General features: G+C 69.0%; 11 protein-coding genes. 4 read left to right on the forward strand and 7 right to left on the reverse strand.

Translation table 11 applies throughout. The features are described from left to right. The first annotated feature begins 21 nt into the window (after window positions 1-21). Both D7V88_RS12125 and D7V88_RS12130 read left to right on the forward strand, forming a co-directional pair. The gene (locus tag D7V88_RS12125) at window positions 22-810 is read left to right on the forward strand and encodes an intradiol ring-cleavage dioxygenase (RefSeq protein ID WP_120540796.1); all 789 of its coding nucleotides are present in this window, start codon (window positions 22-24) and stop codon (window positions 808-810) included. Window positions 811-907: 97 nt separating this feature from the next. Continuing rightward, window positions 908-5,272, forward strand: coding sequence for a carbohydrate binding domain-containing protein (locus D7V88_RS12130; protein ID WP_120540797.1), 4,365 nt, complete (start codon window positions 908-910; stop codon window positions 5,270-5,272). A 99-nt stretch (window positions 5,273-5,371) separates the two neighbouring features. On the opposite strand, the gene D7V88_RS12135 is transcribed toward D7V88_RS12130, so the two are convergent. From D7V88_RS12135 to menA, 5 genes are all read right to left on the reverse strand, one after another. Continuing rightward, a complete protein-coding gene (locus D7V88_RS12135) occupies window positions 5,372-6,052 on the reverse strand; it encodes a proline and serine-rich protein 1 family protein (RefSeq protein WP_120540798.1) in 681 nt (226 codons plus the stop codon). Between the two features lie 245 nt (window positions 6,053-6,297). Continuing rightward, on the reverse strand, window positions 6,298-7,554 hold the full coding sequence (locus D7V88_RS12140; protein WP_120540799.1) for a cytochrome c: 1,257 nt from the start codon (window positions 7,552-7,554) through the stop codon (window positions 6,298-6,300). Between the two features lie 95 nt (window positions 7,555-7,649). Continuing rightward, window positions 7,650-8,792 (reverse strand): hypothetical protein, encoded by a 1,143-nt coding sequence (locus D7V88_RS12145; protein ID WP_147448700.1) that lies wholly within the window; start codon window positions 8,790-8,792, stop codon window positions 7,650-7,652. A 15-nt stretch (window positions 8,793-8,807) separates the two neighbouring features. Continuing rightward, window positions 8,808-10,745 carry a hypothetical protein gene (locus D7V88_RS12150; protein ID WP_120540801.1) on the reverse strand — a complete coding sequence of 646 codons (1,938 nt, stop codon included), beginning with the start codon at window positions 10,743-10,745 and terminating at the stop codon, window positions 8,808-8,810. 214 nt (window positions 10,746-10,959) lie between these two features. Further along, window positions 10,960-11,832 (reverse strand): 1,4-dihydroxy-2-naphthoate octaprenyltransferase, encoded by an 873-nt coding sequence (gene menA, locus D7V88_RS12155; RefSeq protein ID WP_158625070.1) that lies wholly within the window; start codon window positions 11,830-11,832, stop codon window positions 10,960-10,962. A gap of 339 nt (window positions 11,833-12,171) precedes the next feature. Here menA and D7V88_RS12160 point away from each other — a divergent pair, with 339 nt between their 5' ends. Further along, window positions 12,172-12,861, forward strand: a complete 690-nt coding sequence (locus D7V88_RS12160; protein WP_120540803.1) for a DNA-binding protein — start codon at window positions 12,172-12,174, stop codon at window positions 12,859-12,861. Window positions 12,862-13,072: 211 nt separating this feature from the next. Continuing rightward, window positions 13,073-15,532: a lytic transglycosylase domain-containing protein gene (locus D7V88_RS12165; protein ID WP_120540804.1), complete on the forward strand. Its 2,460-nt coding sequence runs from the start codon at window positions 13,073-13,075 to the stop codon at window positions 15,530-15,532. 128 nt (window positions 15,533-15,660) lie between these two features. On the opposite strand, the gene D7V88_RS12170 is transcribed toward D7V88_RS12165, so the two are convergent. After that, the gene (locus D7V88_RS12170; protein WP_147448701.1) at window positions 15,661-16,326 is read right to left on the reverse strand and encodes a hypothetical protein; all 666 of its coding nucleotides are present in this window, start codon (window positions 16,324-16,326) and stop codon (window positions 15,661-15,663) included. A gap of 85 nt (window positions 16,327-16,411) precedes the next feature. Further along, window positions 16,412-17,227 (reverse strand): hypothetical protein, encoded by an 816-nt coding sequence (locus D7V88_RS12175; protein ID WP_120540806.1) that lies wholly within the window; start codon window positions 17,225-17,227, stop codon window positions 16,412-16,414. Window positions 17,228-17,618: the final 391 nt, after the last annotated feature.

Genomic DNA, 17,618 nt, shown 5'->3' on the forward strand with positions numbered 1-17,618 from the left:
AGCGCATCACTGGGAGGCAGCATGCGCGACGACAATCACGACCACGACCGGGGCCTCGAACACGACCTGAAGCTCCTGGCGGCGAGGACGGACCGGAGGCAGCTCCTGAAGTGGATGATGGCGGGCGCGGCCCTGCTCCCGCTCGTCGGCTGTGGCGGAGGCAGCGAGGGCAGCGGCTCCGCCTGCGAGTCCTCCGTCCCGGAAGAAACTGGCGGTCCCTATCCGGGGGATGGCTCCAACGGGGCCAACGCGCTGGTGCTCTCCGGCATCGTGCGCAGCGACATCCGCTCCAGCATCGCGGGCCTCTCCGGCACCGCGGAGGGCGTCCCCTTCACCCTCAAGCTCACCCTGGTGGACAGCGGCGGCACCTGCGCGCCGCTGGAGGGCTACGCCGTCTACCTCTGGCACTGCGACCGGGATGGCCACTACTCCATGTACACCCTCACCCAGCAGAACTACCTGCGAGGGGTGCAGGAGACGGACAGCACGGGGACGGTCACCTTCACCTCCATCTTCCCTGCCTGCTACTCCGGCCGCATGCCGCACCTGCACTTCGAGGTCTACCCCAACCTCTCCACCGCCACTTCGTCGAAGAACAAGATCAAGACGTCGCAGATCGCCCTGCCCACCGACGTCTGCCAGACCGTGTTCGCGACAACCGGCTACAGCGCCAGCGTGAGCAACCTGTCGCGGATCAGTTTCTCCTCCGACAACGTGTTCAGCGATGGGACGCAACTCCAGATGGCCACCGTCACGGGAAGCGTGGCGGAGGGCTACGTCGCCACCCTGACAGTGGGCATCCCGGCATAATCCATTTCCTTCGACCTGTTTTTGAGACACGCGGGAACCGCATTAGAACAAGTCCGGGATTCGCGGCATTCATGCGAATCCCAGGCAAGGCTCCCCCATGCGTGGTTTGAAGGCCGTCGCGTTGCTCGCGGCGGTGACGTCCGCAGTGTCCCCCGGGTTGTCACGTGCGCAGTCGCAGTCGATTGCCGCGGCGCACGTGTATCACAATCACATGCCCAACTTCTGGCCGTACTACGACGTCTCGCAATACGCGACGACGCCCGTGGGCGGTCCCATCCGTTACGCCTACGACGCGCAGGTCATCCAGATCAAGCAGTCGCCCCCGGCGAACTACACGTACTTCCTGCCGTCGGGCGCGCCCATGCCGCACGACGATCTGGTGACGTACTACTCGCACAACGCGAAGACGGGCGCGTACCTGTACTGGCCGCCGGACGTCGCGCAGGACATGCGCACCAACGCGTCCACCGGTCAGGTGCACGTGACGATGTCCGGCGCCGTGGTGAACAACGTCAACGACCTGTCCACGCGCAAGAACGTGGCGGGCTACGACAACGCGTCGTGGGGCTCGCCGTGGAAGGCGAAGTACGACGCCCTGCGCACGCCCACCGGCAAGCGCACGTTGGATCTCATCCACTTCACCGGCCACCACAGCATGGGGCCGCTGGTGGGCAACGACTACTTCCTCAAGGACTTGGTCTACCAGAGCGCCACGCTCGCCCAGCCCTACTTCCTGGGCGGCAGCTTCCAGGCGTCCCCGGGCTTCTTTCCCACGGAGCTGGGGTTCTCCGAACGGCTGATTCCCACGCTGGCGAAGCTGGGCATCCAGTGGTCCGTCATCGGTGACAACCACTTCTCGCGCACGCTGAAGGACTACCCGTTCCTCAACGACCCGGGCTCGGACACGCTGGTGTCCCCGCCCAACCGCTCGGACCTGCAGAACACCAGCGGCGTGGGCAGTTGGGTGAGCGCGCAGATGGCGCACGAGCAGCAGACCATCCGCAACAAGTACCCCTTCGCCTCCACACCCCACTGGGTGCGCTACGTGGACGCCGCCACGGGCGCCGAGTCCAGGGTGGTGGGCATCCCGGTGAACCAGAACGGTTCCTGGCTGGAGGGCTGGGAGGGCTCCGCGACGGTGGATGTCGTGAACCTCCAGAGCTTCCAGGGGCTGGTGCCGCAGCGGCAGTTCTTCGTGATTGCCCATGACGGCGACAACAGCGGCGGCCGGGCCGGTTCGTCCGACACCTGGTACAACGGCCGCAGCGCCACCTGTGCCGGGGGCGTGCAGTGCCTGGGCATCAGCGAATACCTGGCGGCCCACCCCCCGGTCGCCAGCGACGTGGTGCACGTGCAGGACGGCTCCTGGGTGGACACGCGCGATTCGTCGTCGGATCCGCAGTGGCACCACTGGCGTCTGCCCATGGGCATCTGGAAGGGCCAGTTCCCCGCGTTCAACGCGGCCACCGGCCTCAACCTGGCGCCCAAGACGAACCTGAGCGGCCTGCAGGAGGGCATGACGGTCTCCTTCGAGCACGGCTGGCACTACCTGGAGCGCAACTTCGCCCAGCTCCAGGCAGCCCTCAACTACGCGAAGACGGCCGAACAGATCTGGCTGGACGCGCACCCCAACCACTGGAAGCCCACCACCGCCATCGACAGCCAGGTGACGCACGCGGGCAACCAGTTGAACCCGTGGATGTATTCATTCCCGGTGAAGGGCGACGCGGCCAACGACTGGGCCGGCGGCGCGAACCCCGCCGAGCTGTCCTGGTACTTCCTCCTGCCCGCGATGGACTCCGGCTTCGGCTACTACGACGAGAACGTGGACGACATCGTCAAGCCGACGCTGTCCTTCAACCAGTCGCTCTACTTCTCCAAGCCCTACGTGCAGGACCGCATCACCCAGGACCGCACCGGCCCGTCCGTGTGGTGGGCCAATCGCTGGCCGTACAACCCCGGCAGCGCCAACACGGACAAGTCCGAGGGCTGGACGCTGCACCACTTCAACAACGTGTTCGGCCTCTACACCTACGCCCATGACGTGAGCGGCATCGCCAGCATCAAGGCGCGCGTGCGCGTGCACACGGCGAAGTCCATCGACCCCACGGACAACACGCACAAGGTCTACGATCCGGCGGCGCTGAAGGCCGCGGGCATCCCCAACATCGACACCACGCGCGTGGGTGCGTGGGTGGACCATCCCCTCAAGCGCCGCGACCTACGCCCGTCGATGAACGGCGTGTCCTGGCAGCCCGCGCACCTGGCGGTGATGGCGAAGGTGCCGGCGCAGGAGACCGGCGACCTCTACTACGTCACGGTGGGCAACTACCGCGACCAGTTGCTCGACTACTACATCGAGGCCACCGACACGCGCGGCAACATCACCCGCAGCGAGATCCAATCCGTCTACGTGGGCGCGGGCCGCTACACGCTCACCGGCGGCAAGTACATCGAGGACATCAACGGCTCGGTGGTGGGCACCGCGCCCTTCCTGGTGGTGGACACCGCCGCGCCCTCCACGCCCACGGGGCTCGTGGCGGCCACGCGCACGGACCGCTCGGTGAAGCTCACGTGGACGGCCTCCACGGACGACGTGGGCGTCGCGGACTATCTCGTGTTCCGGGGCGGGACGCAGGTGGGCACCAGCACCACGCCGGCCTTCACGGACTCCGGCCTGACGCCGAACACGGCCTACAGCTACACGGTGAAGGCGCGGGACGCGGCGGGCAACACGTCCGCCACCAGCAGCGCGCTCGCCGTCACCACGAAGGCTCCGGACACCACGGCGCCGTCGGTGCCCACCGGGCTTGCGTCCGGGGCGGTGACGAGCTCCTCGGTCGCGCTGTCCTGGACGGCCTCCACGGATGACTACGCCGTCGCCGGCTACCTCGTGCTGCGCGAGGGCGTGCAGGTGGCTTCGGTCACCGGGACGACCTACACGGACACGGGCCTGTCCTCCTCCACGACGTACCTCTACACGGTGAAGGCCCAGGACGCGGCGGGCAACACGTCCGCCGCCAGCACCGCGCTCCCGGTGACGACGGGCACCGGCTACACCACCACCGTCTATTACAAGAAGGGCTTCGCCACGCCGTACCTGCACCACCGTCCGGCGGGCGGCACGTGGACCGTGGCGCCCGGCGTGGCCATGCCGGACGCGGAGGTGGCCGGCTACGCGAAGTACACCGTCAACCTGGGCGCGGTGGACAAGTTGGAGGCCGTCTTCAACAACGGCAGCGGCACGTGGGACAACAACAACGGCCTGAACTACCTGTTCCCCGCGGGCACCTCCACGTTCAACGCCGGCACCATCACCCCGGGCGGACCGGTGGTGGACGCCACGGCGCCCTCCACGCCCACGGGCCTCACCGCACCGTCGAAGACGGACACGTCCGTGTCGCTGTCCTGGACGGCCTCCACGGACAACGTGGGCGTGACGGGATACCTCGTGTTCCGCAACGGCACCCAGGTGGGCACGCCCACCAGCGCCGCGTTCACGGACACCGGGCTGTCCAGCAACGTCGCCTACAGCTACACGGTGAAGGCGAAGGACGCGGCAGGCAACACGTCCGCCGCCAGCACCGCGCTGTCCGTCACCACCAGCACGGGCAGCACCGCGACCGTCTATTACAAGAAGGGCTTCACCACGCCGTATATGCACTATCGCCCGGCGGGCGGCACGTGGACGACGACCCCGGGCGTGGCCATGCCCAACGCGGAGGTGGCCGGCTACGCGAAGCTCACCGTCAGCCTGGGCAGCGCCACGCAACTGGAGGCCGTCTTCAACAACGGCGGCGGCACGTGGGACAACAACGGCGGGCTCAACTACTTCCTGCCCGAGGGCACCTCCACGTTCACCGCGGGCGTCATCACCGCGGGCGCGCCCTCCACCGACACCACCGCCCCGAGCGTCCCCACGGGCCTCACCGCTCCGTCCAAGACGGCCACGACGGTGAGCCTGACGTGGACGGCGTCCACGGACGCCAGCGGCATCGCGGGCTACGACGTGTACCGCAACGGGACGCTCGTGGGTTCGCCCGCTTCGGCGGCGTACACCGACACGGGCCTCACCCTGGGCACGGCCTACAGCTACACCGTGCGCGCGCGGGACAACGCCGGAAACGCCTCCGCGCAGGGCAGCGCGTTGAGCGTCACCACCGCGACGAGCGGAGCCGCCGTCACCTTCCGCTCGACGGCGAGCACCGTGCAGGGCCAGAACGTCTTCGTGGTGGGCAGCCTCGCCGCGCTGGGAAGCTGGAGCCCGGCGGCGGCCATCGCGCTCTCGCCGGCCAACTACCCGACGTGGGATGCGACGGTGGGCCTGCCCGGCTCCACCGCGTTTGAATACAAGTACATCAAGAAGGACGCGGCCGGGAACGTCGTCTGGGAGAGCGGCGCCAACCGCGCTTCGACGACGCCCGCCAGCGGCACCGTGACGCTCAACGACACGTGGCGGTAGCCCCGTAGCGCGGCGCCGGACCTGGAACGCCCGAGCCCCCGCGTGCCTTCACGAGGCGCGGGGGCTCATCACTTCGGCCTTGCTGCTTCGTTGCGCCGACTACTCGGTGATGAGGTCGGTGTACTCGCTGCCGCTGATGGAGTTCCTCCACTTGGAGGAGAAGCCCAGCGCGTGCTGCGGATTGACCACGTGGGGCACGGCCACCTTCGCCACGTCCAGGCGGGTGATCTCATTGGGGAACAGGTCCAGCACCTTGCCGAACTGCGCCGCCGTCAGGTAGACGCGCTTGAGCATCTTCTCCGCCTTCTCCTCGCGGACGATCTCGTTGGGCTCGCTCTTGAGCGACTGGTAGAAGCCGCTCCACGTGCTGGCATCCATCGGGAGCTGTCCGTCCCGGCGTGTGGTGCAGCCTTCGTCCGACCCGGTGCCACAGTCGCGGAACGAGGGCCCGGACTCCCGTTCACGCACTTCCCGTTCACGCACTTCCCGTTCACGCACGGGGGCCACGTACTCCGTGTTCCGCTCCGTCCGGGTTTCCGTGTGCGTCTCCGTCGTCGTCATGCCCCCCGTCACGCGCACGTCCATCCGCGCCCCGCCGCCACGCACCTTCACGGTGGCGCCCTCCTCGCCGTCCGGGCCGGACGCCTTCACGTGGATGCGCGCACCAGGCATGTCCTGATCATCGACATCCACCTGCATGTTGATCTCCGCCCCCTGGGCGAAGGAGACGGACGAGACGAACAGGGACGAGGCCAGCACGGCGCGGACAAGCGGGTTCATGGAGGTTCCTTGAGATGGAAGCGGGTTCGCCCGACCGTCGGGCGTCATCGCCGCTGCCCCTTCTCCACGTCGAATCCGCGTATTTATTCACCGGAAGTGTACGGAACTGATTCTTCCGGGCCCCAAAGAAGACCGCCCCGACTCCGGTCCTCCAGGCCAGCAGCGGCGTGGGGCACGAGGTCGGGGCGGCGGGAGCGACACCGCTTCTCCTCAGGAGAAGCGGTCCGGCAGGAGCACGACGACGCTCAGGGGGTGGTGCCTTCGCTGACCGTGCCACCCGTGCGGCCCAGCACGTACTTGGCCAGCGCGAGCGCGTTGTTCTCGTCCACGAGGGTCGCGTAGGTGGGCATCTGCGTGCCGGGCTTGAAGGCCTCCGGGTTGCGGATCCACTTCGCCACTTCCTCCACGGGCTTGCCCTTCGCGCCCTGGAGCTTGGCCTCGTAGGCCTTGCCGGGGGCGTGGCACGTCGCGCAGCCCAGGGCGCTGAACATCTTCTCCGGGTCGCTGTTGGCGGGATCCACCTTGGGACGGCCGCCCGCGGGAGGAGGCACCACCTTGTCGACGGGCTTCATCGAACGGATGAAGGTGTAGATGGCGGAGAGCTCCGCGTCGTCCGCGTAGCGGTACTTGGGCATGGGCGCGCGCAGCAGGTGGCCGTCCGGCGTCACGCCGCTCTTCATCGCGAGGATGAACTCATCCAGGGTCCACTTGCCGATGCCGGCCGTCTCGCTGGGCGAGATGTTCGGCGACAGCAGCTTGCCCTCGCCACCCAGCGGCGTCATGTCGAACTCGAAGCCGCCGCCGAGGACGGTCGCCGGATCCTTCATCTTCTCCCCGCTGCTGCCGAAGCCGGGCGAGTGGCAGAAGACGCAGTCGTAGACGCTGGCCGACAGGTAGCGGCCGTACTCCACGGAGTCCGCCGCCTTCGCGGGCACCGGCACCTCCGCGGTGCGCGACTTGTCGTTGATGCCCATGGCGAACGAGAACACCATCCGGCCCGGGGGCGACAGCTCGGAGCGCGGCGGCTGCGCCTTCTCCGGCGCGAAGTCCGGGTGGCCTGAGCGCATGAAGCCGATCACCGCCGCCAGGTCCTTGTCGCCGATGTTGGGGAACGGCGGCATGGGGCGGAACTTGTTGTTGCGGTCGATGGAGTTGATCACCATGCGGGCGATCTCCTGATCCGACCAGGCGCCCACGCCCTTCTCCGGGTCCGACGTGATGTTCGCCGAGTAGAACGTGCCCAGATCTGGCGGGAAGTCGTGCATGCGCACGCCCACGGGCTTCGTGTTGCCTCCGCCCGCGTGACACTCGGCACAGACGGCGCGGAAGACCTGCTCGCCGCGCGCGATGCCCTCCGGCGACGAATCGCGAGTGATGTTGGGTAGCGCGACGTCCTCGTAGGTCTTATTCACCTTGTGGGTGGCCAGGCCCATCGCGGAGCCGGCACCAATCAGGACCAGGACGACCAGCACTCCGACGGCCAGCAGGATCTTCTTAATCATGGGGAACGTTGCTCCGTACGGCGTGGATTCAGCACTTCGCCATCCCCGGTGAAGGAGAGGGCGAAGCGGGAGGCGTTGGTGGGGAGGGACTGCGACTACTGGAACGGAACGCAGGTGGTCGGCGGGGGAATGTTCGGCTGATTCAGCGGCACAGCGTCCGCCAACTGGAGCCCCGCGAACGTGATGACACCCGGCGTCGGGGGAAGCACGAGCGGATCCGTCTTCCAGGGCCGGTTCTCCACGGTGCTCGTGGTCAGGTCCTTCGGCGTGTAGACCACGGGAACCGGAGGCCCCATCAGCGGCGGATGGACGATGGCCACGAGGCCCAGGCTGCTCACGGGCGCGCCCGGGGCGACGAAGAAGCCGCGCGTGGACTGGATGGCCGCCAGCGGAGGCGGCAGCGGCGCGCCCGGAGGCGCCCACTCCAACGTCAGCACACGGCCCGCCGTGGCTTCCACGGTCGTGTTCTCACCCGGCACGCGGAAGACAGGGAAGCCGGGACGGTACAGCCAGAAGACCGTCACGCCGGCGTACTTCGCCGGGTTGAGCAGGTCCTGCACCGTCACGGGCGTGCCTTCCGTGCTCAGGAACTTCGCGACCGCCTCCACGATGCCCTTGTCGCTCACCTGGATGGCTTCCAGGCCCACGCACGCGCTGTGGCCGGTGACGACCGGACGCGCGGCCGCGGTGGGCAGGTAGTTGCCCACGGGTACGGGGGGCAGCGGGAACGGCGTCGGCGCGTCGTTGGCCAGCGCGCCCTGCCCCAGCGACAGGACGAGGTAGATGGGGGGAGGGCCCTGCACGGGACCCTTGGGCCAGGGGCGCGTGGGCACCTTCTCGATGGTCCACAGGCCGGCCGTGCTGGCCATCACCGGCGGGGGCGGCGCGGGCGGCTGCCCCGTCGCGTCCGGCACCGTGTCCAGCACCGTCACCAGCGACTCGCGCACCGTCGAGCGCTGGAACAGCGGGCTGAACTCCGCGTACAGCGGCGGCAGCGGGCACTGCTTGCGGCCGTTGACGACGGGCCCGTACAGCTCCGAGCACATCGCCAGGTTGATGAAGTAGGCCTCCGGGTCGACCGTGAAGCCGGTCAGACGGGTGGTGAGGCCCGCCGGCTCGCGGTTCACATAGACGGGGCGCGGGACGAAGGTCGACGACGCGGGCGTGCCGGACTCCTGGCAGCCGACGCCCAACAGGCTCGCTCCAAGGAGCGTTCCAACGAAGAGTGACTTTTGCATGGCTCGTCGCATCCCCTACTTCGCGGGGAGGATGTGGCTGGAGGGAAGCTGATCGCCGCCGTGGCACGTCTGCGCGCAGTTGCCGAACTTGTTCACGGCGCCGCGCTGCTTGAAGGCGGTCTGGAAGTATTCGTCGCCGTGCTGAGACGGGTGGCACGAACCGCACAGGGCCAGGCTGGGGCGCTCGGTGCTCTTGCGCGTCAGGTGGCAGACGGTGCAGTCCGCGCGGTCCGCCGGGTAGCGCGACGAGTTCATGTGGATGCGGTGCACCATCTCCTGCGTGCGGCCCACCGTGTCGGTGTCGTAGTGGTGGCACACCTTGCAGCTCTCGATGTGGTCCACCGACAGGCCGTGGCGCAGGTTGTCCAGTGAGTTCACGCCGCGGTGGCAGATCTGGCAGTTGCCCACGTTGCCCGGGTACGACGTCGCCTCGTCCTGGCCGACCTGGAAGAAGAACGGCGACAGCTTGGCGACGCGCTCACCCATGGAGGCGCGGTTGAACTTCACCAGCGCCACGTAGGTGCCCGGCTGGGCGTCCGCGGGCAGCGTGAAGGTCTGGCGCGTGGGCCACTTGAAGTCCGCGAGCCCCGGCGTCAGGCCGGTCAGCGTCGCGTCATCGATGAAGGCGAACGGGAACGGACGGGCCGCGAACTGCGGCTTGTCGCTCGGGTCGCCCAGCACCTTGAAGTTCTGGATGGGGCCGGCGATGGCCACGTTGGAGATGGAGTCGTTCTCCATGACGGTGCCAATGACGTTCGGGACGAAGGTCATGATGCCGTTGGACTGGTTGCTGATGATCTCCCGCGCGCTGGGCAGCAGGTCCGGCGAGTGCAGGTGGTTGCCCGCGCTGTCGCGCAGGTCGACGTAGATGCTCACCGGCTCGCCGGGCTTGTAGAAGCTGCCCTCCGCCGGAGGCGCGAACGTCAGCCGCGAATCCAGGCCCGGGCTGCACTGCACGGGCTGGCCCGCGTCGTCGGTGCAGGTGGAGGGACGGTCATCCGGGAGCACGTAGGTGACGGGGAAGAAGAACGGCCGGTTGGGAAGCTGGCTCCAAGTCGCCCGGAGCGCGCCGGGACCCGACAGGCGCGGGACGCGCAGCACCTTGAAGGGGTTGGTGCTGCCCACCATGTCCACGCGCGCGACGGTGCGGTACGTGGCGGGCTGCGCCATGCCGCCCGCGATGCCCGTGACGGTGCCGGGGTCCTTGTCACCGGGGAAGCGCGGCGGCTTCAGGTTCTCAGAACGCCAGGCGAAGCGCGAGTGGCCCGCGTAGGGCGACGACGCGAGCAGCTCCGAGCGCAGGTAGGTCTGGCTGGCGCGCGGGGTGCCCGCTTCGTCCAGCACCTCCACGGTGATGGTGTCGTCCGTCACCTTCTGCCAGTTCGCGTTGCCGAAGTGCACCTCGCGCGTCCAGCACTCCTCCACCGCGCCGGCGAGGCTGTAGAAGCTCCACTCGTCCTGGCCCTGGCTGACGTTGCCCCAGTCCAGGCCGGCGAACGCCGTCTGGGTCTTGATCCACGTCAGGGCACCGCTCAGGTCCGTGGGGTTGGTGTGCTGGTTGACCACGGTCTCCGAAACGGAGAACTGGTTCAGGAAGTACTGGGTGTCCGCCAGGATCTGCAGCGTGCCCGTGGGCGGCGACAGCGTCAGCGGATCCTGACCGAGCGGCGTGATGCACACGCCCGGGTACGCCGGGCCGGGCGTGCCGTCCGGCAGCAGATTGGGCGTGCCGTTTCCCGCGACCATCTGGCCGTTGGGAAGAAAGGCGCAGCCATTGATGTACTGAAGGCTCAGCCGGACCGCTCCGGAATTGAGGCCTTGATAGGGGTCGAACCGTTTGGCGCCGCGGCCGGTGGTGGAGCCCTCGTCGTCAGTGACCTTGAGGAGGTTGCACGACAGCAGGGGCACCAGGAGGGCGCACCACGCGCTCTTGAGCAGGATTGAGCGGATCATGGAAGACGAGGCCGGGATCAAACAGGGGGGAGAAGGAACCAGGTGCTCTCACGCGCGGGCCCACACGTCCCGCCGGCCCAGACGCCCCCCGTGCTTCGCGGCGCGAAGACGTGAAGCCCAGGGAAAGGTCGGGAGGAGAACACCTCATCGGACCGAACTGACCACATTATGAGAGTCCGCGCAATTCGCGGTCCACCGGGCGTGCCGGGTAGGGCTACAGCAGGAAGCCGGCGGACATGAGCAGGCAGAATACCAGCCCCAGTCCCGCCGTCTTTCCCAGGTGCGGGTTCAGCGCGCCGCCGTCCTCCGTCCAGATGGCCCGGATCTCCCTCACCGCCAGGGGCAGCCCCCCCAGGGTGAGCAGCGACCCCAAGCGGTGTTCGGGGAGCAGCAGCCAGGCCAGGCCGGGGAGGAGGAACGCGCCGCCCACCACCAGCGTGTACTCCCACTGCCCGAAGCGGCGGCCGAACCTCACGACGAGGGTGTTCTTGCCCACGACCCTGTCGGTATGCCGGTCGCGCAGGTTGTTCACCGCGAGGATGCCGGACGCGATGAGTCCCATGGACAGGCCCGCCAGCGCGACCTCCCGCGTGACCTGTTGGGAGAGCACGACGTAGCTGCCACACACCCCGGACAGGCCGAAGATGAGCAGCACCAGCACGTCCCCCAGGCCCAGGTAGCCCAGCGGCACGGGGCCCGCCGAATAGAGGACCGCGCCCGCGAGACAGAAGGCCCCGCCCGCGAACACCGGCCAGCTTCCCTCCCAGGTCAGGAACAGCAGGGCCAGGAAGGAGCCGGTGAAGGCCAGGGCCGCGGCATTCGCCACCTCACGCGCGCTCAGCCAGCCCTTCTGCGTCACCCGCGCGGGGCCCAGTCGCGCGTCGGTGTCGGCGCCCCGTTCGAAGTCCGCGTAGTCGTTCACCAGGTTGCTGACGATCTGCATCAGCACGAAGCCAATCAAGAACGTGAAGGCGGGCACCGGCCTCCAGTTCCCCTCCGAGGAGGCGAAGGCCCATCCCAGCAGCGTGGGCGCGACCGAAGCGATGAGCGTCTTGGGGCGCAGGGCCAGCCACCAGACGCGACTCATGGACGGCGTCGCCTCCAGCAGCGCTGGAGACGTCGACGAAAGCTGTGGGTTCATGGAGGGGGAGGAAGCGGCTGGGGGGAACGCGCTGTAGCCCCACGATACAACCACGATACAATTTATCAATCCAACCCATGACATCCATTTTCAAATGACGCACACGCCCGTCAGATGTTTCATCGGCATGTATCATCCGATCTCCGCCGCAGCGCGGCGCCCCACGGAGACATGCGTCAAAACAAAACAGGAAAAGACAGCCATCCCCCACGGGCTCAACACCAGCAATTCAATACAAACAAGACATACTGGAATTTATCGGTGGCCGACTGGTAGAAGGCGGCCATGAACCGAACCCCTTCCCTGCCCCTGCGTTCCCCCTCACCCCTTTCGCGCCGGGGTGCCCTCGCGCTGCTCGGCGTGTTCGCGCTGGCGCTGGGCGCCTGTAGCGATGCCACGCCCATCGCCGAGGCGCGCGACCAGGGCACCGGGGCGGAAGTGACGGTGGAGGGCTACGTGTCCGTGCAACCCGGCGCGTTCGTCTCCGCGCTGGGGGACGAAGGCTTCGCGCTGCAGGACGACACGGGCGGCATCTACGTCAAGCTGGACCCGAAGCAGACCTTCGGTCTGGGCGCGCACGTGCGCGTCAGCGGCACGCTGGATGAGCAGAACCAGTTGCGCATCCTCAAGGCCGTGGCCGGGGACGTGAAGCTGCTCTCCGGAACGAAGCAGGTGTCCGCCGCGGAAGTGACCACCGGCGGCGTGAACGAGTCCGTGGAGGGCGAGCTCATCAGCGTCACCGGCGCCATCACCCAGGCGTTCCAGGACGACTCGCCCTACGGCTACAAGCTCTACATCAACGATGGCAGCGGTGAGGTGCAGGTGTTCGTGCACGTGTCGGCCGGCTTCGACAAGGCGGCGCTGCAGGCGCTCACCGTGGGGCAGCGGCTGCGCGTGGTGGGCCTGGCCGCGCAGTATGAGACCACGTACGAGGTGGCGCCCCGCGCGCCGTCCGACCTGAGCGTCATCCCGTAGCGCACCCCACCCTCCGCTTCCGGAGGTCCTGGCACACCTGGTGCCAGTTCCGGGACGGACGGGGCGTTGGCTTTCGTGCATTCGCCGTGGAGGGCTCCTCCCGGCGTATCCACTCGCCAACGCGTGCCTGTCGGGCGAACAGGCGGGCAGGTCCCAACCGTACCGGCAGTGCCAATCCATCGGGGTCCCTGGCGGACGAACGAGGGCTGGCATGGACGCATTTCGAGGAACAGCGGTGGTCTTGTTCGCATGCGCGAGCGTGCTCGGGCCGGGCGCCGCATGGGCCCAGGTCCCGGGCGAGGACGACTCCGGCGACATGATGTCGGAGGAGAAGCTGGAGGCCCTGCTCGACACGCCCACCGCGCAGCCGTCGCAGGACGAGCTGACGGCGGAGGCGTTCGGACCGGAGAAGCTGACCTCGTACTTCGCCGAAGGGCTGCTGGCCCGCGCGAGGGCGGAGTTCGACCGGGGCCGGTACAAGTCCGCGCGGGCCCTGCTCGCGACCGAAGCGCCCCCTTCCCTTCCCGGCCGCTACCTCCAGGCCCAGAGCGCGTTCCTCGCGCGGGACTACACCACCGCGGCCGAGGAGTTCACGGCGCTCGCGGAGGACTACACGCCGCTGCGCGACCACTGCCTGATGCGGGCCGCGCAATCCCATGAGCGCCTGCGCAAGCCGCTGCGCGCGGCGGAGCAGTACGGCGCCGTGTCCTCAAGCTCCCCGCTCTACCCGGACGCCCGCTTCGCCATGGCGAGCGTGCTCAAGCGACAACTGCGCATCCCGGAAGCACTGGCAGCGCTGCAGGAGTTCATCGACAACCGGCAGGCGCGTGGACCGGACGCGCTCCGGATGAAAGCCCTGCTGGCGTACTGCGACCTGGCTCGCGCCGCGGGCCAGTACAACGCCGAACACCGCGCGCTGCTGGAGGTCTGGGCCACCGCGCCGATGTCGCCCGCGGCGGACCGCGCTCGGGCGATGCTGAGGGATCTGCCCCTGCCCATGAAGTGGCGGGTGCGCCGCGCCGAAGCGCTGGTGGAGGTGCACCAGAACCTGGCGGCCATGACGCTCCTGTCCCGTTCGGGTCCGCGCACGGAGCTGCCGGACGAGCTGGCCTGCCGTGCCCAGCTCACCCTGGGCCGCGCCCTGCGCAAGGAGCGCCAGCACCGCCGCGCCATCCAGGTGCTGGAGCCGGTGGCGCGCGAGTGCCAGTCGCCCGAACAGCGCCCCCAGGCGCTCTACCTGCTGGCGTACTCACAGTCGGTGGTGCATCCCGAGGCGGCCGTGGAGACGTACGCCACGCTGGCGAAGGACTACCCGGAGCACGGCTACGCGGACGACGCGCTGTTCTTCGAGGCCTGGACGCAGCAGCGCCTGGGCCAGGCGGACGACGCGCTCAAGAACTACGAGGCGCTGGCGAAGCGCTACCCCGCCGGCAACTTCGCCGCCGAGGCCCTGTTCCGCGCCTTCTGGCTGCACTCGCGCAAGGGTGAGACGCAGCAGGGCCTGGCGTCGCTGATGGCGGTGGAACAGCTTCCGGAGACCGCGCGCACCGACGACGCCCTCTGGCGGGCGCGCTACTGGCAGGCCCGCGTCCAGGAGACCGGCGGGGCGAAGGAGGAGGCGCTGTCGCGCTACGAGCTCATCGCCACCGAGCGCCCCACCGCGTGGTACGGCCTGCTGTCCCGGACGCGGCTCGCGCAGCAGGCCCCGGAGCGGATCGCCCGCCTGTCGGAGGCCTCCGCCGCCCCGTCGGTGACGAAGGCGGTCGCGAACGTGCCGACCCAGGTCCCCGGCTCCGACGAGGTCTGGCCCCTGCCTCCCGGCCCCCTCCAGAAGGATGCCCGCTTCGCCGCGGGCGTGGAGCTGCTGCGCCTGGGCCAGCCGGGCGTGGTGGAGGAGCTGCTCGCGGTGGACACGCGCGGCCTCGCGGAAGCGCCCGCGCGGCTGCTCTACCAGACGATGCGTCGCACCGGCCGGGGTCGGGCCACGCGGCAGGTGGCGCGCGTGTCGCTGCGCCAGGAAGCCTCCGGGCCCCTGAGCGCCGCGTCGCGGCCGGTGTGGGAGGCCACGTGGCCGCTCGCGTTCCGTCCGCTCATCCAGAGCCATTCGCGCTCGGCGCGCGTGGATCCGGACCTCCTGCAGGGCCTCATCCGCGAGGAGAGCCGCTTCAACCCGCGCGCCCGCTCCTCCACCGGGGCGCTGGGGCTCGCGCAGCTCATGCCCGCGACGGCGCGGCAGGTCGCGGAGTCCCTGAAGATGACCGGCGTGGACGAGGCGTCCCTGCTCCAGCCCGGGCAGAACATCCGCCTGGGCGCCGCCTACCTGGGCCAGCTCCTCAAGCACTTCGATGGCAACCCCGCCTACGCGGTGGCCGCCTACAACGCGGGCCCGGCGGCGGTGGAGCGCTGGCGCCGCGCCCTGCCCCAGGCGGAGCTGGACGAGTGGGTGGAGCACATCGCCTTCGAGGAGACCCGCGACTACGTCAAGCGCGTGCTCGGCAGCTACAGCGCCTACAAGCTGCTCTACGCGAACGAGGTCCCCACCACCTTCCAGCCCGCGCGCAAGGTCCCGCTGGAGGCCGCGCGCGTGCCGAAGGTGAGCCCCGCGACGGGCACCGGCGGCAGCGGCAGGAACGTGGCGACGCCGACGTCCTCCATCTCCGGAGGGCGGTAGGGCCCCCCGGCTGGGAGCCATGCCTCCCGGCCCTTCGCATCGCGGTGCGCACCACCGCGCGGGTCAGGCGCGTGGACGCGCTCATCACCGACGCGGGCGCGCTCACGCCGGACAGCCGCTGGCGGAAGCTACGGGATGATCCGCTGCGCGACCGCGCTGGTCATGATCAACGAGGCCCGCGTGGACGCACTCATCACCGACGCGGGCGCGCTCACGCTGAGCGGCTGCTGGCGGAAGAAGTCCGTCTCCCGCTGCGCGAACTCCATGATGTTGCTGATGGTCGCGGGCCGGTTCAGCAGCTCCCGCTGGGACTCGTAGAAGTCACCCACCTGGCCGGCGGCGACCTCGCGGCCCGCGGCCTGTCCCGCGCGTCCATTCTCTCCGATGCGTTCGAGCAGGCCGGGCTGGGTCGCGGCCATTCCCGGAACGGCGAGGGCCGCGGCGCTCGGCGCGGCGCCCATCCCGTAGCCCACCGCGCCCAGCGTCTGCATGGCGCCGGACAGCAGCGGACGGATGGCCGCGCCCACGGAGCCCGGAGGACTCTGGCGCGTCACCTCCAGGGCCCGCTCACGCTGCCCCAGGGGCCGAGGGCCTTCCGTGCCCGTGAGGTCCACCGGCGGAGGGGCTCCGGGCGGCTCGAAGCCGTCCTGCTGGAGCGCCACCTGCTGATCCGTCGGGACGGATGCGGACCCGGGGGTGACGGACGCCGCGGGGCGGGCCTCCGCCACGTCCTCCGCTGGATTGGAAACAGGGCGGGTGACGCCCCGGCTGCCGACAGGACCGATGTTTCCCATGGCCCCCGAGGCTACCACGGCGTCCCCACGACACCGGACGGAATGAACGTCCCGTCCGGCGCCTGGAGGGGTGTGGCGGGAGGTGTTACTTCGCGCCTTCGGGCTGCGTGATGGACTCGGAGCGGATGATCAGCTCGCTGGCCACCGCGTTCACGTCGATGCCCGTGAAGTGACGGTACGGGTAGGCGCCATCCGCGATGGTCTCCACGAACTCCACCTCGTCACCGACGACAGGCTTGCCATTCACGTCCACCGTGAAGGTGTTCTTCACCGCGCCCACGCGCCACACGCACGCGCCCACGTCCGACGCCGCGCGCTTCGACAGACCGTCGATGTCGAAGTCGTTCAGGAAGTGGTGGTTCATCTCCGCCCAGCGGAGGAAGTCCCGCCAGTTGGTGAAGACGATCTGCATGCCGGCCGGCTGGGGAGAAGAGCCCTGGAGCACGCCGCCCAGATAGACGTTCATCGAGTAGCGCGAACCGCCCGGCGAGCCCGTGAACGTGGGCGTCATGATGGCCGTGTTCGCCTCGCGACCCGGGGTGATCTTCAGCGTGCTGACCACCTGATCCGCGTCACGCGCGGCCAACTGCAGGCCGCCATTCGCGCCCAGGCTCACCGCGCTGCGCTGCTCCCACTTCACCGCCTTCGTGAAGGTGCTGGCGACACCGTCCGCCTTCGTCGCGAGTCCGGAGACCACCAGGCCCTCCTTCGCGGACGCAAGCTTCGCCCGGCCCAGCGCGCAGCTCTTGATGCCATCGAACTGCTTGATGCACTGGGACTCCGCCGCGGACTCCTGCGCGTTCAGCGAACCGGAGGTCTGGGTGTCGTCGGCGCCGCCAGCGCAGCCCGCCATGCTCATCAGCAGGGAAGCCAGCAGGGTGCCCGTCATCTTCAGGTGCATGCACTACCTCGTCGTGGGGTGGACTGCACCGCCCACCCCTGCACCGCTTGCGCCAACACCCCGAAACTGTCTGTCTTCACTCGTGTGTTTCATGAAATGAGAAACCAGGAGTAGCACCGGGCGTCACATGAAACAGCGGATTTGTAGCAAGGCCGGTCACACGGTGTGAAGGCGCGGGCAGCAGGCTGACGCGAACCTGAAACCTGGATTCAAGGAATGGGCCGCGACGGAGCGGGAAGATGCCGCGGCGCACAACTTATGACCGGCCCGGTCGGATAATCTGGGGAGCGCGGTTTCACCCCTGGACTCCCCCACCATGGCCACGAAGATTCCCGACAGCCCCCGCCCCCTCGCGTCCGTCTCGCGGCTGTCCACGCAGGACGCCCGGGGC

Origin of the sequence: Corallococcus terminator (assembly GCF_003611635.1) — a bacterium.
Lineage (GTDB): Bacteria > Myxococcota > Myxococcia > Myxococcales > Myxococcaceae > Corallococcus > Corallococcus terminator.

Excerpts from the sequence above, each read along its gene's own strand:
- D7V88_RS12125 (WP_120540796.1), top strand. The coding sequence starts at position 22 with ATGCGCGACGACAATCACGACCACGACCGGGGCCTCGAACACGACCTG.
- D7V88_RS12140 (WP_120540799.1), bottom strand. The coding sequence starts at position 7,554 with ATGATTAAGAAGATCCTGCTGGCCGTCGGAGTGCTGGTCGTCCTGGTC.
- D7V88_RS12165 (WP_120540804.1), top strand. The coding sequence starts at position 13,073 with ATGGACGCATTTCGAGGAACAGCGGTGGTCTTGTTCGCATGCGCGAGC.
- D7V88_RS12170 (WP_147448701.1), bottom strand. The coding sequence starts at position 16,326 with ATGGGAAACATCGGTCCTGTCGGCAGCCGGGGCGTCACCCGCCCTGTT.
- D7V88_RS12150 (WP_120540801.1), bottom strand. The coding sequence starts at position 10,745 with ATGATCCGCTCAATCCTGCTCAAGAGCGCGTGGTGCGCCCTCCTGGTG.
- D7V88_RS12130 (WP_120540797.1), top strand. The coding sequence starts at position 908 with ATGCGTGGTTTGAAGGCCGTCGCGTTGCTCGCGGCGGTGACGTCCGCA.
- menA (WP_158625070.1), bottom strand. The coding sequence starts at position 11,832 with ATGAGTCGCGTCTGGTGGCTGGCCCTGCGCCCCAAGACGCTCATCGCT.
- D7V88_RS12135 (WP_120540798.1), bottom strand. The coding sequence starts at position 6,052 with ATGAACCCGCTTGTCCGCGCCGTGCTGGCCTCGTCCCTGTTCGTCTCG.
- D7V88_RS12145 (WP_147448700.1), bottom strand. The coding sequence starts at position 8,792 with ATGCAAAAGTCACTCTTCGTTGGAACGCTCCTTGGAGCGAGCCTGTTG.
- D7V88_RS12175 (WP_120540806.1), bottom strand. The coding sequence starts at position 17,227 with ATGCACCTGAAGATGACGGGCACCCTGCTGGCTTCCCTGCTGATGAGC.
- D7V88_RS12160 (WP_120540803.1), top strand. The coding sequence starts at position 12,172 with ATGAACCGAACCCCTTCCCTGCCCCTGCGTTCCCCCTCACCCCTTTCG.